We start from the raw sequence: 20644 nt of genomic DNA, 5'->3' as shown, positions 1-20644 counted from the left end.
CTCGATGAGCGTCAGTCGGTCTCGGTGCTGGCCTGGCGGGCCTGCTGCTTGCGGGCCTGCTTGTAGGAGCTCCAGAAGGCGGCGCCGACGATCAGCGCCAGCGAGACCCACAGGGCGTACTTGTCGACCATCAGCACCACATCGACCGCCCGCTGGCCGGCCCAGAAACCGAGCCCGGCGACCAGGCCGACGATGAGCAGCGTGCTGAGCACGTTGAGCAGCAGGAACCAGCCCAGCCGGAGCTTCTGCCAACCGGCGAAGGCGTACGCCATCCCCGCCGGGATGCCGGGCAGCACGCCGAGGAAGACCGCGAGCGGACCCACCCAGCGGGGGAGCTGCTCGGCCCGGTCCAGCATCGCCCGGGCCCGGTCGTTGGGGGCGAACATCCGGACCACCCGATGGCCCCAGCGTCCGCCCATGAACCAGAACAGCCAGTCGAACTTGGCCGCACCGACCACCCCGGCGACGATCACCAGCCACAACGGCGCCTCACCGATCCGGGCGAACGCCGCACCCGCCCCGACCGCGGCCTTCGAACCGGTGACGAACTCCAACAGGATCGGATGCGAGGCGATCAGGAACGGCTTGACCGGCAGCATCGCCAGATAGAAGGCGGTGATGCCGAGCATCGAACCCAACAGCACCTTGTCCCCGCGGGACGGTTTCCCCTCCCAGGGCAGCATCTCCCGCCAGTTCTGCGGTGCGGACGCCTGCTCGGCCTGCGGCGCGGTCGACCCGTCGGGTCTGTCGGGGTTGTCGGTGCGGTCGGGCTTCGGCGAGGTGTCGTCCACGAGGGGCGAGTCCTTACTTGAGCTTCATGATCTCGGTACGCAGCGAGTTCGGGTCGTTGGTCAGCTTCTTGGTGTCCAGCACCTTGCCGTTCACCTTGATCGTCGGGGTGGCGGTCACCCCGGCCTCACCGGCGGCGTTGTCGACGCTCTTCACGAAGGCCGAGTACTTCTTCTCGCTGTAGCACTGCTTGAAGGTGTCCAGTGCCGGTCCGGTGATCCCGGCCTGCTCGGCGAAGGCCCCGGTCAGCTGGGCATCGGAGTAGCCGGTGCCCTCCTGGGCCGGCTGATTCTTGTAGATCGTGTCGTGGTACTGCGCGTAGCGCCCGGTCAGGTCGGCGCAGGCGGCGGCGTTCGCGGCCCGGTAGGACGCGTCGTTGCGGAGATTGGTGTCCAGGAAGGTCATCAGGTGGTACTGCAGCTGGATGTCACCGCTCTGCGCCAGCTGGTTCAGCTGGGTGCCGAAGGCGTCCTCGAAGCTCTTGCAGGCCGGGCACTGGTAGTCGGCGTACAGCTCGACGACCGGGGCGCCCTGCTGGCCCTTGCCCGGGTTGGCGACGATGCCGTTGCGCTGGGCCGTCGCGTTCGGGGGATAGGTCTCGGTTTTGGCGGCGTTGTAGCGCTGGACCACCAGCACCAACGTGACCACCACGATCAGCGCGACGATGGCGCTCACCGCGATGATCGCGATCCGCTTGTTCTTGGCGCGCTTCGCCTCCGCGATCTGGGCCGCGCGCAACTGGGCACGGCGGCTGTCGGGCTTGGCGGCCTTGGCTTTGCTCATCGAGACTTTTCCTCTTCCTGGGTGCGCTCGTCTGCGGGTTCGTCGTCGCTGACATCGTGGTGGTCGTCGGGGTCATCGGCGTACGCCGCCTCGCCGAACAGTTTCTGATCGAGACTGAACGGTGTCCGCGGACGCCAGACGAGCCAGATGCTCAGCAGCATCAGCCCGGCGTCCCGAGCCAGGTCGACAGGATACTTCTTCTGCGCCTCTTCGAGCGCGATCTGCCCGCCGCCGCCGAAACAGCCGCAGTCGATCGACAGGCCGCGGGCCCAGGCCTGGGAGATCCCGATCACGAACGCCAGCATCAGCAGCGTGCTGACCAGACCGGCCCAGCGGGTGAACAGACCGAGCAGCAGCAGCAGGCCGACCACCAGCTCGATCATCGGCAGCAGATAGCCGACGACCACGGCCACCGAGTAGGGCAGGATCTGGTAGCCGCGCACGGCCAGCACCGACGCCTCCAGATTTGGTAGTTTCGCCACACTGGCCCAGATCCAGACGACCGCCAGGATCAGCCTGGCAGCCAGCCCGATCCAACCGGTGACGGTACGCCCGGGGCTCGGCTGGTGGGCGGTCGCTCGGGTGGTCGCCGAGCCGTCAGCGTCGTGCATGCCCTCAGCATAGGATGTCTTTGAATATGCCTACCGATCTTCCCAGCGATCATCAGCGTCTGGTGAGCGAACTCACCTCCCGCTGGCCCGAGCACCGGGTCGCGCCCAGCCTGGCGCGGATCCGGGCCCTCACCGAACTGCTGGGGGATCCGCAACGGGCGTACCCGGTGATCCAGGTCGCCGGCACCAACGGCAAGGGTTCGACCGCGATCATGATCGAGTCGCTGCTGCGGGCCGCCGGCCTGCGGACCGGCCGATTCTCCTCCCCGCACCTGGTCGACATCACCGAGCGGATCGCCCTCGACGGCCGGCCGATCAGCGCCGAACGCTTCGCCGAGGTGTGGGCCGACATCAAGCCCTATGTGGCGCTCGTCGACGAGCAGGCCCTGGACGGGGTGAAGATGACCTTCTTCGAGGTGATCACCGCGATGGCGTACGCCGCCTTCGCCGACGCCCCGGTCGATGTGGCGATCATCGAGACCGGGATGGGCGGCACCTGGGACGCCACCAACATCGCCGACGCGCAGGTGGGGGTGATCATGCCCATCGACCTGGACCACACCCACCTGCTCGGTGAGACGATCGCCGAGATCGCCGCCGAGAAGGCCGGCATCATCAAGCCCGGCGCGCAGGCGATCCTGGCCGGCCAGTCCCGGGAGGCCGCCGACGTGCTGCTGGCCCGCTGTGCCGAGGTGGGGGCGCTGCCGCACCGCGAGGGCATCGACTTCGGGTTGCTGGACCGCCGGCTCGCCGTCGACGGCCAACTGATCCGGTTGAACGGGGCCGGTGGCCCGGTCGATGACATCTTCCTGCCGCTGCACGGGGTGCACATGGCCCGCAACGCCGGGGTGGCGCTGGCCGCCGCCGAGGCGTTCTTCGGCTTCACCGCGATGGACCCGGAGGTGGTCCGGGAGGGCTTCGAGGCGGTCACCGCGCCGGGCCGGCTGGAGACCGTGCGCCAGTCCCCGCCGATCGTGCTCGACGGTGCGCACAACCCACACGCCGCCCGGGCCAGCGCGGAGACGATGGCCGAGGCGTACGCCTTCCAGCCGCTGGTCGGCGTGGTGGCGATGATGCGGGACAAGGAGGCCGAGCAGATCCTGCGGATCTGGGAGCCGTTGATGGCGGCGGTGGTCTGCAGCCAGGTCTCCTCGACCGAGCGCGGGTTGCCGGCCGAGGAACTGGCCGAGATCGCCACCGGCATCTTCGGTGCCGACCGGGTGCACGTCCGGCCCCGGCTGGACGACGCGCTGGAGTGGGCGACCACGCTGGCCGATGTGCCGGAACGGATGAGCGGGGACTCGGGCAACCCGGGCGTGCTCGTCACCGGTTCGGTGATCGCCGCCGGCGAGGCCCGCGCACTGCTGGTCAGCGACGCCGGTGCGACCGAGCGGGAGGAGGTCGACTGGGACGCCGACGACCACGGCGGCACCCTGGACGAACTCGGCGCGGACACCGATCCGGACGAGGGGGACACCGACTGATGCTGGCCAAGGGGAACCCGATGGGCCGGGTGATGATGACGATCCTGATCTTCGAGGTGATCACCATCGGCCTGGCGATCCCGGTGATGATCATGGTCAGCGAGGTACCGGGCGCGACCGCCGGAATCGCCGGCGGGGGAGCCGCCCTGCTCGCCATCCTGGCCGCCGCGCTGCTGCGCCGACCCGCCATCGGCTACCCGCTGGGCTGGCTGGCCCAGCTCGCCGCCCTCGGACTCGGCGTGTTGACGGTCGGCATGCTCGCGATGGGTGCGATGTTCGCGGTGCTGTGGGTCGTCTGCTTCGTCCTGGGGCGCCGGCTCGATGCGGGACAGCGGGCGCAAACCCCCTAGTCTGTGCGCCATGAGCAACGAGCGCACCCTGGTCCTGATCAAGCCCGATGGCGTACGCCGCGGTCTGGTCGGAGAGATCCTGTCCCGTTACGAGCGCAAGGGGCTGAGCCTGGTCGCGCTGGAGCAGCGCACCGCCGACGGCGACCTGGCCGACGAGCACTACGCCGAACACGTCGAGAAGGATTTCTATCCGCCGCTGCGCGCCTTCATCACCTCCGGGCCGCTGGTCGCGCTGGTGCTCGAGGGGGACAGCGCGATCGAGGTGGTCCGGCTGCTGAACGGCAGGACCGACGGTCGGAAGGCCGAGGCCGGTTCGATCCGCGGTGACCTGGCCCTGTCCAACCGGGAGAACCTGGTGCACGGCTCCGATTCGGCCGAATCGGCCGCCCGCGAGATGGCCATCTGGTTCCCGGGGCTGGACCCGCAGCCGACCGCCTGAGTCCGGGGAGGGAGCAGGCGCGCGATGACCGCTCAGCCGGCGTACCCGGTGTTCCAGCCGCCGCCGCAACCGGTCACGCTGCCGGTCGAGGAGTCGGAGTACCACCAGTTCTATCGCACCCCGGCGTTCGCCTTCTGGCGGCCGATCGTCGCGCTGCTGGTCGGCGCCGGGCTCTGGTTCGTCGCCACCCTGCTGGGCAGCATCCCGCTGATCCTCGACCTGGCACAGGGCCGGGTGGACCTGGCGGAGCTGTCCGCCGGCCGGATCCTGATGACCCCGTGGGTGCTGCTCGGGACGAACCTGTCGTTGGCGGCGCTGATCCCGATCGCGATCGCCTGCCAGGTCTGGTTCTTCCGCCAGCGGCCGCGCTGGCTGCATTCGGTCCAGGGCCGGTTCCGTTGGCGCTGGCTGCTGCTCAGCCTGGTCCCGGTGATCCCGCTGTGGCTCGGCACCATCGTGGTGCAGGGGCTGGCGCTCGGCGGTGACGCGGTCGCCGGGGGCGCACAGACAGGTGGGCCGTCGCGGCAATGGGTGATCTATCTGGTGGTGATCACGTTGACCACACCGCTGCAGTGTGCCGGTGAGGAATACGGCTTCCGCGGGCTGGTGAACCGGTCGGTCGCCTCCTTCTTCCGCAATCGCCGGGTCGGCCTGGTGGCCGGGGCGGTCGTCTCCTCGGGGCTGTTCGCCTCTCTGCACGGTTCCAGCGACATCTGGGCGAACGCGTTCTACTTCGGCTTCGGGATGGTCGCCTGCCTGCTGGTCTGGCGGACCGGTGGGCTGGAGGCCGCGATCGCCATGCACTCGGTGAACAACCTGATCTCCTTCTATGCCGCGGTATTGACCGGTGAGATCGATCGGCCGATGCAGATGGGCAATGTCGCCGGCGGGCCGGAGATGCTGCTGCCGGTGCTGGCCGGGATCATCGTGCTGCTGATCCTGAACAGCTGGCGGGCCCGCCGGGGCCTACCGATCGCGACGGCACCGGGCCGGGAACAGATCGCCGGGCTGCCCTCGATGCTCCCGCCCCCGGCGTCCGGCCCGCCCCCGGCGTCCGGTCCGAACCCGCCGGCGTACCCGCCGCCGACGAGCTGACGCCGGGCGCCGACTTGTCCGAGATACGGGATGGGGAGTAGACAGAGATCGATATGTCTGACCTACATCCCTCGCGGGGCACCGACCAACCGACCGACGAGGAATCGCTCGACAGCGTGGTTCCCGCATCGAAACGGGGGTTCTTCGGGCATCCCTGGGGGCTGGCCAACCTGGCCGGGGTGGAGATGTGGGAGCGCTTCAGCTTCTACGGCATGCAGGCCATCCTGGCCTTCTACATCTACTACTCGGTGCAGCAGGGCGGGCTCGGTCTGCCCGAGGCGGCCGCCACCTCGATCGTCGGCGCCTACGGCGGCACCGTCTATCTCTCCGCCATCATCGGCGCCTGGGTCGCGGACCGGCTGATCGGCGCAGAGCGGGCCGTGCTGATCGCCTCCATCGTGATCATGTGCGGCCACATCTCGCTCGCGGTGCTGCCCGGCCTGCTCGGGCTCGGGGTGGGCCTGGTGCTGATCGCGCTCGGCTCGGGCACGCTCAAGACCACCACCAGTTCGGTGCTGGGCGACATGTACGCCCACAACGACCCGACCCGCGACGCGGCGTTCTCGATCTACTACATGGGCGTGAACCTCGGCGCCCTGGTCGGTCCGCTGCTGACCAGCGCGCTGTGGGGCTGGCGCGGCTTCCACTGGGGCTTCGGGCTGGCCGCGGTCGGGATGGCGATCGGGCTGATCCAGTACGCGCTGATGCGCCGCCACACGATCAGCGATGTCGGCAAGCCGGCCCCGAACCCGCTGCCGAAGAAGCACCGCGGTTATCTGCTGATCGGCGTACTCGCCGGTGCCGCGCTGCTCGCGGTGCTCGCCGGCACCGGGGTGCTGCGCGCCGAGCGGTTGTCCGGGATCGTCGTCGCCGCCACGCTGCTGGCCGCCGTGGCGCTGTTCGGGGTGATCCTGACCAGCAGCAGGATCACCGAGACCGAACGCAGCCGGGTGGTGGCGTTCATCCCGATGTTCATCGCCAGCGCGGTGTTCTGGTCGCTGTTCCAGCAGCAGTTCGGGGTGGTCGCGATCTACGCCGACCAGCGGCTGAACCGCGAGGTGTTCGGCTTCACGCTGCCGCCCTCGCTGGTGAACTCGATCAACCCGCTGTTCGTGATCATCTTCGCCGGGGTGTTCGCCGCGATCTGGACCCGGCTCGGGACCCGGCAGCCGTCCAGCCCGCTGAAGTTCGCGATGGGCACCGTGATGATGGGGATCGCGTTCCTGGCCTTCCTGCCCTGGTCGGGCGGGGGCGCGAACAGCACGCCGCTGTACGCGATCGTGCTGATCCTGTTCCTGTTCACCCTGGCCGAGCTGTGCCTCTCGCCGGTCGGTCAGTCGCTGGCCACCAAGCTCGCGCCGAAGGCCTTCCACACCCAGACGATCGCGTTGTTCTTCCTGTCCATCGCGGTCGGTTCGGCCGGTGCGGGGGCGCTGGGTGGCTACTACGACGAGGCCAACGAGAAGCCGTACTTCCTGATCATCGGCGGCGCCTCGATCGCCGTCGGCATCGTGGTCGCCCTGCTGTCGAAGTGGATCTCCAAGAAGATGGTCGACGTGCACTGAGCACTGCGCGCTCATCGAGTAGCGCGGGCATGCGCAGCGGCAGGCCAGTGCAGGCCCATTCGGAATCTGCGGCTCGATTCAAGATTGGCGAGCCAAACGGTCGATTCCTGGATCGAGCCGCAAATTCCGACGCTGCCACCCCTGGCCGGGTCGGATCGCTCCGGTCGCCGATCAACCGCCCCCAGTTGGCGACCTAGGAGCATCGAGATGAGCGGGCACCTCGGTCGACACGCCGCGCCAAGCTGCAGTTGCGCTCCGTAGCATGAATGCATCCCCGCCACGCAAGAACCGGGGTGCAGTTAGGCCACGATGCGCAACTGCAGGTGATTGCCGGCGTGTCGACCACGCTGAGCCAGGCAGCCGCCCCCTTTGGGTCCCGAGCCAACAGCTGATGTGCACCCTCGATCTCCGTTGCGGTCCGCGGACCCGCATCCGCTCGTCGGCAGTCGAGATCGAGGGTGCACATCAGCGGTGAGACCGGTGGTAAGCCGGTCTTCCGGTCAGATCAGGCCGGCGAGTCGATAGAGCACCAGCGATCCGGCGACGGTGACGTTGAGGCTCAACCCCGTACCCACCATGGGGATCTCCACCGCGTCGTCGAGCAGCTCCAGGGCGGCGGGCGGGATGCCGGTGCGTTCGTGGCCGAGAACCATCACGGTCCGGCGCCGTGCCGCCGGCAGATCACCGAGCATGATCGACTCGTCGGTCAGCTCGACCCCGACCAGTCGGCTGCCGGCGGCCCGCTGCCGGTCCAGCCAGTCGACCTCGTCCTCGCCCACCCAGTGCACACAGCCGGCGTGGCCGAGGGTGTTGCCCTGCGCCAGGGCCTCTTTGATCCAACGGCGCCGCGGCACGGCAATGCAGGCGCCGACTGCGTCACAGGTGCGGAGCAGGGTGCCAAGGTTCACCCCGTACTTCGGCCACAGGGGTGCGGCGATCAGATGGTCCCAACAGGAGTGCGGGCGCCGTCGACGGCTGCCCTTGATCTCTGCGGAGCTGCGATAGTGCAGCCGCCGCCCGGTCATGCGGGTGCCGGAAGATCCTTCCGGTGCGGAGTGTGAGACATGTCCATCAGAATAGCCCTTTTCGGGCGTTCAGCCGGCCGGCCGTGCCGTCTGCCACTCGGTCCGGAGCAGCGCAAAGGTGCAGCCGTCGATCCAGCCGCGTTCGGCGTGCCACGAGTCCTGGACGCCGTACTGCTCGAGGCGCATCCCGATCTTCTCGAGCACCCGTCTGGAGGCGATGTTGTCGGCGAAACAGCCGGAAGTGACGCGGCGCAGCCCGAGGTCGTCGAAGGCGAGGGAGAGCAGGTCCGCGGCCAACTCGGTGGCATAACCCTGGCCCGCGTGCGCCGGATCGAGGATGTAACCCAGCAGTCCCTCGACCCGCTTGGTCTCCGGATCCTCGTCCTGACCGGTTCCGTCGACCACCTCGAGCATCCCGGTGCCGATCAGCGTGTCCCCAGCGAGCGCGGCGCACGAATGGTCCCATTCGTCGGCGGTCGAGGAGAGCCACGCGTCCCGGAACCGCTGTGGGTCGACCTCGGTCCGCATCAGCCAGCGATACACGTCCGGGGTGTTGCGGTAGCCGAGGAGCGCGTCCACATCCTCGTCTCTCACCGGACGAAGTGTGAGGCGGGCCGTGCGGCGCGGCCAGTGGACTGCGGGGGAGGTCACCGGGCATTCCTACCGAATCGGCGCCGTCGCCCACCACCGATTATTCGGCCGGCCAACGGGGCGGGTGTGCTCAAGCAGGCAGGTCGGCCAGGTCCCCGGTCCACTTCAGCAACCCGGTACCGGCGCCGCGCTCGCGGCCCAGGGCGAGGGAGAACGCGACCTCGAAGTTGCGCTCGGAGATGATCTGCTTGGCCGACAGCCCGCGCAGGAACTCGGCGTTCGCGTGCGCCAGCGGGTGCGCGGCCTCGGCGGCGGCGAACAGCCGGGCGAACTCGGCGTCGTCGACCTCACCGGCGACGGCGCGCTTGGCCAGCGCCAGGTGTTCCGGGGCGTCCATCAGCGCGAGGCCCTGCAGGGCGAGCACCTGCACCTCGCGCGGCACCCGGGTCCGGTACGCCGACCAGCCCAGCTCGGCAGCCGCCCGGGCGTACAACTCCACATACATCGAGCGCAGCGCGTCGGCGGAGATCTCCTCGGGCCGGTCCACGTAGTCGATCACCCGGTTCACGATGCCCCGGTTGCAGGCGAGCAGCTCGTCATCGCTGCCCTCGATGGCCGCCCGGGTGAACAGGATCGGCTTCGAGTCGTCGGTGGTGCAGTCGAGGATGTCGGGCAGTTGGGTGCGTTCGATCGCGGCGAAGGCGTCGGCGGCTCCGGTCATGGCGGCACGCTAGGGCGGCCAGGTGTCGAAGAGGTGAACGGGGTTGGCTTCGACTCGCTGGCGCTCGCTCAACCGGCGTGGAGTGCGCAAGATCGGCCGGGTCCGATCGGCGTCATCGGGGTTAGCGTCGAGGACATGACCAACTGGGACGAGTTCGCCGCCGAGGCTCCGACGATCGCCGAGGTCTTCACTCGCCGGCACAAGGCCACCGGGGCGCTGTGTTTCCTCGGTACCACCCGGGCCGACGGTTCGCCACGGATCAGCCCGATGGAACCGCAGTTCTTCGAGGGCGACCTGCTGATCGGCGGGATGCCGCACACCCGCAAATTCGACGACCTGAAACGCGATCCGCGGATCTGCCTGCACACCGCGACCATCGATACCCAGGTCAGCGACGGCGACGCCAAGATCTTCGGCCGGGTCAGCCACGACCCGGACACCGAACGGCACCAGCGCTACGCGGAAGATCTGTACGCCCGGACCGGGTTCGACCTGCGCGGGCAGCGGTTCGGCGACTTCCTGGTCGTCGACCTCACCGGCGCCTCCTCGGTCGCGGTGGCCGAGCAGCTGGAGATCACCATCTGGCGCCCGGGCGAGGGGGAGCGGGTGGTACGCCGATAGTCCGGCTCAGCGCTCCGACTGGGCGGCCACGTCGCGGGTGTGGTGGCTGACCTCGTGCCAGGTGTGCAGGGCGAGCCAGCGCAGATCCCGTACCTCCTCGGTCGGCCAGCCGTACCGCAGCCGGGCGTCCCAACCGGTCGGCGGCACCCGCTCCAGGACACCGGCCAGCAGCTCGGCGGCATCGCGCAGCTGCCGGTGGACCGCGACCGGATCGGACTCGGCGTACCCCTCGAGCAGGACCCGGGCGTCGCGGTGCATCGTCCGCGCCACCGGCGGCTCCTCGGCGTCGCCGGCGAGCAGCGCCTCCAACACCTGCTCCCGTTTGGTGAGCAGCACGTCCCGGACATGGCAGGCGTACTCCAGCGGCGACCAGGTCTCGGCGGCCGGTCGGACCGCGACCCGGTCACCGGCCTCGCCGACCAGGTCGGCCAGCGCGGCCGTGTCGGCGCGCAACTGCGCCGCGACGTCGGCCGGCTCGTCGAACCGATGCTCGAAACCGCACTCGCTGCAGGTGTACATGCCCCGCAATGCTAGATCCCGCGGCGAAGGCCCGTAAGCTGGTGTGCCTTATGAGCCCACGTCCAGACCACAGCGACCAGCTGACCGCTCCCTCGCACCAGTCGATCTTCGACCGGCTGGAACCGCTGCTCGCCCGGGTGAGCAAGCCGATCCAGTACGTCGGCGGCGAACACAACAGCGTCGTCAAGGACTGGGACGCCGCCGAGGTGCGCTGGTGCCTGATGTACCCCGACGCCTACGAGGTCGGCCAGCCCAACCAGGGCGTCGCGATCCTCTACGAGGTGCTCAACGAGCGGGACTGGATCCTGGCCGAGCGGACCTACTCGGTCTGGCCGGACATGGAGCAGGTGATGCGGGACAACGACCTGCCGCAGTTCACCCTCGACGCGCACCGCCCGGTCGGCGCCTTCGACGTGCTCGGCGTCTCCTTCGCCACCGAGCTCGGCTACACCAATCTGCTGAACGCGCTCGACCTGGCCCAGCTGCCGATCCATGCGGCCGACCGGCGCGAGTACGACCCGATCGTGCTGGCCGGCGGCCATGCCGCGTTCAACCCCGAACCGATCGCCGACTTCATCGACGCCGCCGTGCTCGGCGACGGGGAGGAGATCTCGCTGAAGATCTCCGAGGTGATCCGCGAGTGGAAGGCCGAGAGTCGCCCCGAGGGTCGCGACGGGCTGCTGCTCCGGCTCGCCGCCTCCGGTGGGGTCTATGTGCCGAAGTTCTATGACGTCAGCCATCTCGACGACGGCCGGATCCAGCAGGTCGCGCCGAACCGCTCCGGCGTACCCTTCCGGATCGCCAAGCACACCGTGATGGATCTGGACGCCTGGCCGTATCCGAAGAAGCCGCTGGTACCGCTCGCCGAGACCGTGCACGAGCGCTACTCGGTGGAGATCTTCCGGGGGTGTACGCGCGGTTGCCGCTTCTGCCAGGCCGGGATGATCACCCGCCCGGTCCGCGAACGCAACATCACCACGATCGGCTCGATGGTCGAGGATGGGTTGAAGGCCACCGGGCTGGAGGAGGTCGGCCTGTTGTCGCTGTCCAGCGCCGACCACACCGAGATCTCCGAGGTCGCCAAACAGCTCGCGGATCGCTACGAGGGCAGCAATGTCTCGCTCTCGCTGCCCTCCACCCGGGTGGACGCGTTCAACATCACCCTGGCCAACGAACTCACCCGCAACGGCCGCCGCTCCGGGCTCACCTTCGCCCCCGAGGGCGGCTCGGAGCGGATGCGCCGGGTGATCAACAAGACCGTGGACGAGGACGATCTGATCCGCACGGTCGCGACGGCGTACGCCAACGGCTGGCGGCAGGTGAAGCTCTATTTCATGTGCGGTCTGCCGACCGAGACCGATGAGGACGTGTTGGCGATCGCCGACCTGGCCAAGCGGGTCATCGAGACCGGCCGCAAGGAGGCCGGCACCCGCGATATCCGTTGCACCGTGTCGATCGGCGGCTTCGTGCCCAAGCCACACACCCCGTTCCAGTGGGCGGCGCAGCTGGACACCGAGACCACCGATGCCCGGCTGGCGAAGCTGAAGGACGCCATCCGCTCCGACAAGCAGTTCGCCAAGGCGATCGGATTCCGTTACCACGATGGAAAACCGGGCATCGTCGAGGGCCTGCTGTCCCGCGGTGACCGGCGCGTCGGCAAGGTCATCGAGGCGGTCTGGCGTGACGGCGGCCGCTTCGACGGCTGGTCCGAGCACTTCTCCTACGACCGCTGGATGGCCTGCGCCGAGGCCGAGCTTTCGGCGTACGGGATCGATGTCGACTGGTACACCACCCGCGAACGCGACTACGACGAGGTGCTGCCCTGGGACCACCTCGACTCCGGCCTGGACCGCGACTGGCTCTGGGAGGACTGGCAGGACGCGCTCGATGAGGTCGAGGTCGACGACTGCCGGTGGACACCGTGCTTCGACTGCGGGGTCTGTCCGCAGATGGACACCGAGATCCAGATCGGCCCCACCGGCCAGGTGCTGCTGCCGCTGCCCACGGTTCGCCCCAGCGTGCTCGCCGACTCCGAAGCGACCTGAGTCGCTGGCCCCGGCACCGGTTAGCCTGACCGCGCGACGCCACCGGGAGTGAGGGATGAGTTGAGCGAGCTGGAGCTGCCGGATCACCTGAAGGTGCTGTTCACCGACGACCTCTACGTCGACATCCTCGGTGACCACGACCCGTGGGTGCTGCCGCCCGGGTGGCTCGATGACGCCCGGGAACGGGTCGCGACGATGGCCCGCGAGCTGCACCCGCAGCTGGTCTCGCGCAGCTCCGAGCTGCTCGGCCCCGGTGCGGTGCCGCTGTCGATCGTCACCCTGTTCAACCTGCAGGTCCACGTCGGTGGTGCCTACTCGACCTGGACCGGGCCGCTGCGGCTGCTGCGCTATGAACTGGTGACCGACTGGGCGATCGCCGACAAGCGCCCCGGTCCGGGCCCCTCGATGAACTATCTGAGCACCAGCTACCAGTCCTGGCCGATCGCCAGCCTGCCGTGGATCGACGGTACGCCGGGTCCCGAGGAGTGCCGGCAGGCGGCCGAGATCACCCATGCGGTGCTCGACCTCTATGCCGAGATCCCACAACTGAGCGAGCGGATGCGGATCGCCGGTGGCTTCCTGGACCGCGCGTTGGCCGACGAGCAGATCTTCGTGCCCGAGGGCCGCGGTATCTGGTTCGCCAACACCCTGCTGGGACCGGAGGACCACCACGCGCTGCCCGACTTCCTGCACCCGCAGGTCACCGCCGACATCTGGCAGCGGTTCGTGCAGGTGCACGAGCATCTGCACGCCGAGGTCGACGGCGGCCCGGAGACCGGGGAGGTGCTGGCCACCCTGGCGAAGGCGCACGGGCGCGCGGAGCTGAGCCCGGCCTTCCTCCGCGCCGCCGGTGTCGGTGTCGTCACCGAGGCCGACGACCGGTTGACGCGGCTGGCGGACTACGACCACTCGACCTGGTCGGGTCGGCTGCGGCGCTGGCTGGTCCGGGCGATGGTCAACGGGCAGGTCGACGCCTGCCGTGCCTGGGTGGGGGCGTACTCGGCCCTGGACGCCGCCAGCGGTGCGGACAACGCACTCGTCTTCGCCAAGGCATCGGTCACCGACGGTTTCCTGCAGGACTTCCGCTCGGTGTTCGACAGCGCCGCCGCCCGGCGTACCCGCGAACCGGCGTGGCAGCGCCGCGCCAACGAGCGGCGCGCGGCACCGCTCGCCGTCCGGGCCGTCGACGAGGGCGCGGCGGCACCCGCCCCGCTGACGGTCGAACCGGTCAGCGACCTCGACCCGCGGACCGAGCTGGACAACCTGGTCGGGCTGGCCACGGTGAAGGACCGGGTGAACCGGCTGGTGGCCGAGATCCAGGCCGACCGGATCCGGATCCAGGCCGGGATGCAGGTCCCGGCCCGGTCCCGACACATGGTCTTCATCGGTGACCCGGGGACCGCCAAGACCACGGTGGCCCGGATCCTGGCGCGGTTGTACGCCGAGCTGGGCGTGTTGGAGCGCGGTCACCTGGTCGAGGCGGCCCGCAGCGACCTGGTGGGGGAATACATCGGGCAGACCGCGCCGAAGGTGGAGGCGGTCTTCGAACAGGCCCGCGGCGGGGTGCTGTTCATCGACGAGGCGTACTCGCTGATCCCGAAGGATTCACCGCGCGACTTCGGCCACGAGGCGGTCGCGACCCTGCTGAAGCTGATGGAGGACCACCGCGACGAGGTGGTGGTGATCGTCGCCGGCTATCCGGTCGAACTGCGGCACTTCCTGCAGGCCAACTCGGGGCTGGCGAGCCGGTTCCCGGTCACCATCGAGTTCCCCGGTTACGGGGATGACGAGCTGATGGAGATCTTCGGCCGGCTGCTGCGGGCGAACTCCTTCGTCGCCGGGCCCGGGTTGCTGGAAGCGATCCGGGTCGGGCTGCCGTCGCCGCGGCCGCAGGGGTTCGGCAACGGGCGCCACGTCCGGAATCTGTTCGAGGAAGCCATTTCCCTGCAGGGGGTACGCCTGGTCGGGCTCGGCCAGCCGACACCGGAGCAGGTCCGTACGCTGCTGCCGGAGGATCTGCCCTCGGACCCGGGTCGGCAGAGCGACCCGGGCCCGATCGGCAACTATCTGTGAGTCGAGCCCGGGCTCAGTTCCGCCGGGTCGGGGTGAACTCGTTGGTGACGACCTCGATCGTCGGGTACTGCGGCTTCCACATCCGGGCGTAGATGTCCTGAACCGGGTTCTCGAGGGTCTTCTGGGCCACGCCGTCCTTGACCGCGGCCCCGGCGACCCTGACCGCGACCTCGGCGGAGACCGCGCGCAGGTCGGTCATCGGCGGCAGCACCGGGGCGCCGCGCTTGCTGGCATCGGTGATCTCCGCGACCGCTTCGGCCGCGGCGGCGATCATGTGGTCGGTGACCCGGCTGGCCTCCGCGACGATCGCACCCAGCCCGATGCCGGGGAAGACCAGCGCGTTGTTGGCCTGCGCGATCTGGTAGGTGGTGCCGTCCAGGGTGACGGGCTGGAACGGGGAGCCGGTGGCCATCAGCACGTTGCCGTCGGTCCAGGTCAGCAGATCGACCGGCAGTGCCTCGGAGAGCCTGGTCGGGTTCGACAGCGGCATGATCACCGGCCGCGGGCAATGGGCGTACATGCTGCGAACGATCGGCTCGGAGAACGCACCGGGCTGGGCCGAGGTGCCGATCAGCACGGTCGGCTGCACCCGGTCCACGGTGGTCGCCAGATCCGCGGTCTCCCCGGTGAGGCCCCAGTCGGACAGCTCGGCCGCCGCCCGGGCGTACGGCTCCTGGAAGGGCCGCAGCTTCATCCCGGTGTGCAGCAGGCCGCGCGAACCCAGGCACCAGAACCGCCTGCGGGCCTCGTCCTCGCTCAGCCCGTCGCGCACCATGATGTCCACCAGCAGATCCGCCACCCCGATCCCGGCGGTGCCGGCACCGTGGATCACGAACTTCTGGTCGGCCAGCTTCTCGCCCTTGGCCTGCACCGAGGCCAGCAGGGCGGCCACCACGACGGCGGCGGTGCCCTGGATGTCGTCGTTGAAGGTCAGGTAGTCCTCGCGGTAGGTCTGCAGGATCCGGTGCGCGTTCGAGGCGCCGAGATCCTCCCAGTGCAGCAGTGCCTTGGGGAACATCCGGTTCGCGGTGCTGACGAAGCGCTCGACGAACTGGTCGTACTGCTCACCGCGGACCCGGGCGTGCCGGACGCCGAGGTAGGCCTCGTCGTTGAGCAGTTCCATGTTGTCGGTGCCGACGTCGAGCACCACCGGCATCACCCGCAGCGGATGGATCCCGGCCGCGGCGGTGTAGACCGACAGCTTGCCGACGCAGATGCGGATCCCGCCGACACCCTGGTCGCCGATGCCGAGGATGCCCTCGGAGTCGGTGACCACGATCAGGTCGACGTCCTCGGCGCTCTGGCCGCCGGCCTGCAGGGCCTGCTCGATGCCGTCCGGGTCGTCGATGGACAGGAAGATCCCGCGGGGACGGCCGAACCAGGTCGAGTACTGCTGGATCGCCTCACCGATGGTCGGGGTGTAGATGATCGGCAGCATCTCCTCCAGGTGCGCCGCCAGCAGGCGGTAGAAGAGGATCTCGTTGCGGTCCTGCAACTGGGTCAGATAGATGTTCTTGCTCAGGTCGTCGGGCTGCGCGGAGTACTGCTGGTAGGTCCGGGCGACCTGGGTGTCGATGGAGCTCACCGCGGGTGGCAGGAGGCCGGTCAGGCCCAGCGCGTTGCGCTCCTCATGGGGGTACGCGGTGCCGAAGTTGATCATCGGCCGGTCCAGGATCTGGCGACCGCGGATCGCGATCTCGACCTTTTCGCCGTTCTCGTCGGAATGAAAGCTGAATTGACGTGCCACGGACGCGACTCTAGTTCCCCCGGCGACCTCGGGGACAGTCGGGAGCGGGAAGCGTGATCCGCACCGCATCGGGCTACGCTGCTCTGTCGTGGCAGGGACGAAGCGCAGACAACCCGAACAGCAGGCACCCCCGGTGCAGAAGCTGCGGATCCGGTACGCCAAGCGCGGCCGGGCGCGCTTCACCAGCCACCGCGACTTCTCCCGCGCCTTCGAGCGGGCGCTGCGCCGCGCCGCGATCCCGATGGCCTACTCCTCGGGTTTCAATCCGCATCCGCGGGTGTCGTTCGCGAATGCCTCCCCGACCGGTGCCGCCACCGAGGCCGAGTACCTGGAGATCGGCCTCGCGGCGCGCTGTGACCCCGAGGCGGTGCTCCGCGAACTGGGCGCGGCGATGCCGCCCGGGCTGGATCTGGTGCAGGTGGTCGAGGCCGGCCCCGGTGCGCTGGCCGACCGGCTCACCGGGTCGGCGTGGCGGATCGGCTGGGCAGGATTCGACGAGGCGGTGGTGGGCGCGGCGGCCGAGAAGCTGCTGGCGGCCGATTCGGTGCTGGTCGAACGGCTCACCAAGAACGGCATCCGGGAGTTCGACGCGCGCGCCGCGGTGGTCCGCCTCGAGGTGGGCGAGGGTGCGCTCGATCTGCTCAGCCGGCACCAGGTGCCGCTGGTCCGTCCCGACGACGTGCTGCAGGCGATGGCCCGGGTCGATGAACGCTTCGAGGTGCCGCCGGCGGTGCTGATCACCCGGCTGGCGCAGGGCGAGCTCGGACCCGACGGATTGGCCGACCCGCTGGCCTGAACCGGGCCGCTCGCCGACACTTCGATCGCGGAACTGGGGCATTGCGCTCCGATGTGGGATACTTGGCCGCAGGTTTGGGGGCACCGCCGGTGCTCCTCGTCCTGGAATCGGTGTTCTCGTGGGGTGACAGACCACGATCCGGTCCCGACCGCGACGCCTGGCGACCGCGGCAGACCACACGACCACGACCGGGACGGACTGAAAGCTTCTGCAGCGCCGTCTGCCTGCGCCACCTCGGTGAGCGCCCGCGGTGCGCAGCCGTACGCCGGCCCCGGCCGGTCGAAGGAGAGCGAATGCTCGAAGACCAGAACAACAACACAGCTGCCGACGACGACCTGCCCCGCCCGCCCAGCGGTCGGCGTTCCGCCAGCCGCCCCGCCGGTCCGCCGGCCCCGATCGAGAGCAAGCCCGCCGAGCCCGCGCCGGTCGAGACCCCCGCAGCGGCCCCGGAGCCGGTGGCGACCGAGGCGCCGGTGCCCGGATCGAGCGCCGAGCCGACCACCGAGAAGGCCGCCCCCCGCAAGCGCGCCAGCCGCAAGAAGGCGGAGGCGCCCGCTGCCGAGGCGCCGCGCCGAACGCGGCGTAGCCGCAAGACCGCCGAGCCCGCACCCGAGGGGGGCGAGCAACAGGCCGCCCTCACCGCCGAGCCCGCGCCCGCCGAGTCCGGTGACCAGGCCGAGGCGCCCGCCGCCGAACCGGCCCGCCCGGCCCGCAAGCGCACCACCCGCAAGAAGGCCGCCGCCGCCGAACCGGTGGCCGAGGAGCCCACGGTCGAGCAGCCCGCCGCCGAGGAGCAGCCCGCCGAGCAGCAACCGACCGAGGCGTCCGTCGCCGAGCAGCCGGCAGCCGCCGACCAGTCCGAGCGGTCCCGGGCGGCGCTGGCCAATCCGTTCCAGCCTCCGCAGCCGGTCGAGACCCCCGCCGCCGAGGCGGATGATGCGGAGGACGGCGACGAGGAGGAGACCGAGGGCGAGGAGCCCGAGGGCAGCGACCACGCCGAGTCCGAGGACCGCGACAGCGAGGACGACGATTCCGAGTCCGAGGACTCCGATTCGGACGACTCGGACTCCGATGCCGACGACCAGTCCAATGGCGGCCGCCGGCGTCGGCGCCGCCGGGGTGGTCGCCGCCGCCGTCGCGGTGGGTCGGGGGATGACAACGACAACGCCTCCGACGACTCGGGGAACACCGCCCAGGAGTCCGGGGACGGTGCCGACACCGCCGATTCCGGTGCCAAGGACGACCAGGCCAAGGACGACGACTCGAAGGACTCCGACTCCGACTCCGGCTCCGATGATGCGGACGAGCAGTCCTCCGGTGGACGGCGTCGTCGGCGCCGGCGCCGCCGCCGCGGTGAGACCGGCAGCAGCGACGACGACGAGAACGTCGAGGTCGTCGACCGGGTCCGCGAACCGCGCCGCAACCGGTCCGGCCGCTCCGCCGACGAGGTCACCGGGATCGAGGGCTCGACCCGGATGGAGGCCAAGCGGCAGCGCCGCAAGGAGGGCCGCGCCGCCGGTCGGCGCCGCGCACCGATCCTGTCCGAGGCCGAGTTCCTGGCCCGCCGCGAATCGGTGGACCGGACGATGGTGATCCGGCAGAACGACGAGCTCTCCCAGATCGGCGTACTCGAGGACGGCGTCCTCGTCGAACACTATGTCGACCGGGCCTCGGCGACCTCGCTGATCGGCAACGTCTACCTCGGCAAGGTGCAGAACGTGCTGCCCTCGATGGAGGCCGCGTTCATCGACATCGGCCGCGGCCGCAACGCCGTGCTCTACGCCGGCGAGGTCGACTGGGACTCCTTCGGCGCCGACGGCCAGAACCGCAAGATGGAGAAGGTGCTCAAGTCGGGTCAGTCGATCCTGGTGCAGGTCACCAAGGACCCGGTCGGCGCCAAGGGCGCCCGGTTGACCAACCACATCTCGCTGCCCGGGCGTTACATCGTGTACGCCCCCGGCGGTCACCTCTCCGGGATCTCGCGCAAGCTGCCCGACAACGAGCGCAAGCGGCTCAAGGACATCCTGGCCGAGCTGGTCGGCGACGACGCCTCGGTGATCGTCCGGACCGCCGCCGAGGGCGCCTCGACCGAGGAGCTGGTGCGCGATGTGAACCGGTTGAAGGCCCAGTGGGAGGCCATCGAGAAGAAGACCGGTGGGTCCGCGCCGCAGCAGCTCTACGCCGAGCCCGACGCCACCGTGCGGATCGTCCGGGACCTGTTCACCGAGGACTTCAGCAAGCTGGTCATCGACGGCAACCAGGCCCAGAACGATGCGTACGACACCGTCACCGCCTATGTCTCGCACGTCGCCCCGCACCTGTCGGAGCGGATCGAGAAGTGGGACCGCGATCAGGGTGACATCTTCGCCGCGCACCGGGTCGACGAGCAGATCGCCAAGGCGCTGGAGCGCAAGGTGTTCCTGCCCTCGGGTGGTTCGCTGATCATCGACCGCACCGAGGCGATGACGGTGATCGATGTCAACACCGGCAAGTTCACCGGCTCCGGTGGCAACCTCGAGGCGACCGTCACCAGCAACAACCTGGAGGCCGCCGAAGAGGTGGTACGCCAGCTGCGGTTGCGCGACATCGGCGGGATCATCGTGGTCGACTTCATCGACATGGTGCTGCCGAGCAACCGGGAGCTGCTGCTGCGCCGCCTGGTGGAGTGCCTGGGCCGCGACCGGACCCGGCACCAGGTGGCCGAGGTGACCAGCCTCGGTCTGGTGCAGATGACCCGCAAGAAGATCGGTACCGGGCTCGCCGAGGCGTTCACCGAGTCCTGCGAGACCTGCAAGGGCCGCGGCTACCTGATCCACGACATGCCGGTGGAGACCCAGGCGCCGTCCGACGGCGGTGACCGGCACGGTGGCCGTGGTGGTCGTGGTGGCCGCAACCGCGGTGGCGATCAGAACCGGCGCGGCAAGGACAAGTCGGAGAAGAACGACAAGAACGACAAGTCCGGCCGGGGTGAGAAGAAGGATCGTTCGGAGAAGAACGACCGCGATGAGTCGAATGATCGCGGTGACAAGAACGGTCAGGACCGCTCGCGGCAGAACGGCCAGCCGCAGCAGCAGGAGCACAAGGCGCCGGAGCACAAGGAACCGGAGCAGCCGGAGACCCCGGCGCACGCGCACAACGGCCAGTCCGACCGGACCGAGCAGCCCGATCAGCAGCCGGCCCAGGTCACCGGTCAGACGATCGTGCAGCCCCCGCCGGTACCGGATCCGGTCCCCGCGGCCGAGCCCGCCGACGCGCCGCTGCAGGCCCCGGAGCCGTCCCAGCAGTCCCAGGGCTGATCACTCCGCGATCCAGCGAATCCAACAGCCATCCCCCTCCTCCTACAGGGCCAGGGGGATGGCTTCTTGGTTCGATGGATCGCGGCGTGGGTGG

At 69.7% G+C, this 20644-nt stretch carries 18 protein-coding genes; 10 read left to right on the top strand and 8 right to left on the bottom strand.

Features of this window, described 5'->3' with window-relative positions; genetic code table 11:
* Positions 1–11: 11 nt before the first annotated feature.
* Genes C8D81_RS14940 through C8D81_RS14930 form a run of 3 tightly spaced genes read right to left on the bottom strand, consistent with a single transcriptional unit; the run spans position 12 to position 2183 of the window.
* Entirely contained in the window at positions 12–791 is a 780-nt protein-coding gene (locus C8D81_RS14940) for a DedA family protein (RefSeq protein ID WP_094432052.1), read from the bottom strand.
* Positions 792–804: 13 nt separating this feature from the next.
* Positions 805–1572, bottom strand: a complete 768-nt coding sequence (locus C8D81_RS14935; protein ID WP_094355918.1) for a DsbA family protein — start codon at positions 1570–1572, stop codon at positions 805–807.
* On the bottom strand, positions 1569–2183 hold the full coding sequence (locus tag C8D81_RS14930; RefSeq protein WP_094355919.1) for a MauE/DoxX family redox-associated membrane protein: 615 nt from the start codon (positions 2181–2183) through the stop codon (positions 1569–1571). The genes C8D81_RS14935 and C8D81_RS14930 overlap by 4 nt, the downstream gene beginning before the upstream one ends.
* A gap of 62 nt (positions 2184–2245) precedes the next feature.
* Here C8D81_RS14930 and C8D81_RS14925 point away from each other — a divergent pair, with 62 nt between their 5' ends.
* Genes C8D81_RS14925 through C8D81_RS14905 form a run of 5 tightly spaced genes read left to right on the top strand, consistent with a single transcriptional unit; the run spans position 2246 to position 7116 of the window.
* Complete coding sequence (locus C8D81_RS14925; RefSeq protein WP_229119637.1) at positions 2246–3667, top strand: bifunctional folylpolyglutamate synthase/dihydrofolate synthase; 1422 nt, start codon at positions 2246–2248, stop codon at positions 3665–3667.
* On the top strand, positions 3667–4017 hold the full coding sequence (locus tag C8D81_RS14920) for a DUF4233 domain-containing protein (protein ID WP_208109318.1): 351 nt from the start codon (positions 3667–3669) through the stop codon (positions 4015–4017). Before C8D81_RS14925 ends, C8D81_RS14920 begins: the two co-directional genes overlap by 1 nt.
* Positions 4018–4027: 10 nt before the next feature.
* On the top strand, positions 4028–4456 hold the full coding sequence (gene ndk / locus C8D81_RS14915; RefSeq protein WP_094406993.1) for a nucleoside-diphosphate kinase: 429 nt from the start codon (positions 4028–4030) through the stop codon (positions 4454–4456).
* Between the two features lie 24 nt (positions 4457–4480).
* Positions 4481–5551 carry a CPBP family intramembrane glutamic endopeptidase gene (locus tag C8D81_RS14910; RefSeq protein ID WP_094432048.1) on the top strand — a complete coding sequence of 357 codons (1071 nt, stop codon included), beginning with the start codon at positions 4481–4483 and terminating at the stop codon, positions 5549–5551.
* 53 nt (positions 5552–5604) lie between these two features.
* Positions 5605–7116, top strand: a complete 1512-nt coding sequence (locus C8D81_RS14905) for a peptide MFS transporter (protein WP_133626346.1) — start codon at positions 5605–5607, stop codon at positions 7114–7116.
* Positions 7117–7616: 500 nt separating this feature from the next.
* On the opposite strand, the gene C8D81_RS14900 is transcribed toward C8D81_RS14905, so the two are convergent.
* The 3 genes from C8D81_RS14900 to C8D81_RS14890 all read right to left on the bottom strand — a co-directional run bounded on the left by C8D81_RS14900 (position 7617) and on the right by C8D81_RS14890 (position 9453).
* Positions 7617–8141: a TrmH family RNA methyltransferase gene (locus C8D81_RS14900; RefSeq protein ID WP_133626345.1), complete on the bottom strand. Its 525-nt coding sequence runs from the start codon at positions 8139–8141 to the stop codon at positions 7617–7619.
* Positions 8142–8210: 69 nt separating this feature from the next.
* A complete protein-coding gene (locus tag C8D81_RS14895; protein WP_133626344.1) occupies positions 8211–8792 on the bottom strand; it encodes a GNAT family N-acetyltransferase in 582 nt (193 codons plus the stop codon).
* 70 nt (positions 8793–8862) lie between these two features.
* The gene (locus C8D81_RS14890) at positions 8863–9453 is read right to left on the bottom strand and encodes a hypothetical protein (RefSeq protein ID WP_133626343.1); all 591 of its coding nucleotides are present in this window, start codon (positions 9451–9453) and stop codon (positions 8863–8865) included.
* Between the two features lie 135 nt (positions 9454–9588).
* On the opposite strand from C8D81_RS14890, the gene C8D81_RS14885 reads away from it, so the two are divergent.
* Positions 9589–10074 carry a pyridoxamine 5'-phosphate oxidase family protein gene (locus C8D81_RS14885; RefSeq protein WP_133626342.1) on the top strand — a complete coding sequence of 162 codons (486 nt, stop codon included), beginning with the start codon at positions 9589–9591 and terminating at the stop codon, positions 10072–10074.
* Positions 10075–10080: 6 nt separating this feature from the next.
* On the opposite strand, the gene C8D81_RS21325 is transcribed toward C8D81_RS14885, so the two are convergent.
* The gene (locus C8D81_RS21325; protein ID WP_208109316.1) at positions 10081–10593 is read right to left on the bottom strand and encodes a DinB family protein; all 513 of its coding nucleotides are present in this window, start codon (positions 10591–10593) and stop codon (positions 10081–10083) included.
* 50 nt (positions 10594–10643) lie between these two features.
* Here C8D81_RS21325 and C8D81_RS14875 point away from each other — a divergent pair, with 50 nt between their 5' ends.
* Positions 10644–12638 (top strand): TIGR03960 family B12-binding radical SAM protein, encoded by a 1995-nt coding sequence (locus C8D81_RS14875; RefSeq protein ID WP_133626341.1) that lies wholly within the window; start codon positions 10644–10646, stop codon positions 12636–12638.
* Positions 12639–12698: 60 nt separating this feature from the next.
* Positions 12699–14711, top strand: a complete 2013-nt coding sequence (locus C8D81_RS14870) for an AAA family ATPase (RefSeq protein ID WP_094428830.1) — start codon at positions 12699–12701, stop codon at positions 14709–14711.
* A gap of 13 nt (positions 14712–14724) precedes the next feature.
* Here the strand turns inward: C8D81_RS14870 and C8D81_RS14865 are convergent, their stop codons facing one another.
* Positions 14725–16458, bottom strand: coding sequence for an NAD-dependent malic enzyme (locus C8D81_RS14865; RefSeq protein WP_267489560.1), 1734 nt, complete (start codon positions 16456–16458; stop codon positions 14725–14727).
* An 88-nt stretch (positions 16459–16546) separates the two neighbouring features.
* Here C8D81_RS14865 and C8D81_RS14860 point away from each other — a divergent pair, with 88 nt between their 5' ends.
* Positions 16547–17254, top strand: coding sequence for a TIGR03936 family radical SAM-associated protein (locus tag C8D81_RS14860; RefSeq protein WP_094432044.1), 708 nt, complete (start codon positions 16547–16549; stop codon positions 17252–17254).
* Between the two features lie 293 nt (positions 17255–17547).
* Entirely contained in the window at positions 17548–20550 is a 3003-nt protein-coding gene (locus C8D81_RS14855) for an Rne/Rng family ribonuclease (protein ID WP_133626340.1), read from the top strand.
* The last annotated feature ends 94 nt before the right edge of the window (positions 20551–20644 follow it).

This window comes from Enemella evansiae (assembly GCF_004362375.1).
Taxonomy (GTDB): Bacteria; Actinomycetota; Actinomycetes; order Propionibacteriales; family Propionibacteriaceae; genus Enemella; species Enemella evansiae.
Note: the sequence above shows the minus strand (reverse complement) of the source record. Positions and strands in the feature narration are given on the sequence as shown.

What these genes read in the sequence shown, in the direction of transcription:
- C8D81_RS14875 (WP_133626341.1), top strand. Translation starts at nt 10,644, where the DNA reads ATGAGCCCACGTCCAGACCACAGCGACCAGCTGACCGCTCCCTCGCAC.
- ndk (WP_094406993.1), top strand. Translation starts at nt 4,028, where the DNA reads ATGAGCAACGAGCGCACCCTGGTCCTGATCAAGCCCGATGGCGTACGC.
- C8D81_RS14930 (WP_094355919.1), bottom strand. Translation starts at nt 2,183, where the DNA reads ATGCACGACGCTGACGGCTCGGCGACCACCCGAGCGACCGCCCACCAG.
- C8D81_RS14920 (WP_208109318.1), top strand. Translation starts at nt 3,667, where the DNA reads ATGCTGGCCAAGGGGAACCCGATGGGCCGGGTGATGATGACGATCCTG.
- C8D81_RS14910 (WP_094432048.1), top strand. Translation starts at nt 4,481, where the DNA reads ATGACCGCTCAGCCGGCGTACCCGGTGTTCCAGCCGCCGCCGCAACCG.
- C8D81_RS14855 (WP_133626340.1), top strand. Translation starts at nt 17,548, where the DNA reads ATGCTCGAAGACCAGAACAACAACACAGCTGCCGACGACGACCTGCCC.
- C8D81_RS14900 (WP_133626345.1), bottom strand. Translation starts at nt 8,141, where the DNA reads ATGACCGGGCGGCGGCTGCACTATCGCAGCTCCGCAGAGATCAAGGGC.
- C8D81_RS14890 (WP_133626343.1), bottom strand. Translation starts at nt 9,453, where the DNA reads ATGACCGGAGCCGCCGACGCCTTCGCCGCGATCGAACGCACCCAACTG.
- C8D81_RS14905 (WP_133626346.1), top strand. Translation starts at nt 5,605, where the DNA reads ATGTCTGACCTACATCCCTCGCGGGGCACCGACCAACCGACCGACGAG.
- C8D81_RS14935 (WP_094355918.1), bottom strand. Translation starts at nt 1,572, where the DNA reads ATGAGCAAAGCCAAGGCCGCCAAGCCCGACAGCCGCCGTGCCCAGTTG.
- C8D81_RS14885 (WP_133626342.1), top strand. Translation starts at nt 9,589, where the DNA reads ATGACCAACTGGGACGAGTTCGCCGCCGAGGCTCCGACGATCGCCGAG.
- C8D81_RS21325 (WP_208109316.1), bottom strand. Translation starts at nt 10,593, where the DNA reads ATGTACACCTGCAGCGAGTGCGGTTTCGAGCATCGGTTCGACGAGCCG.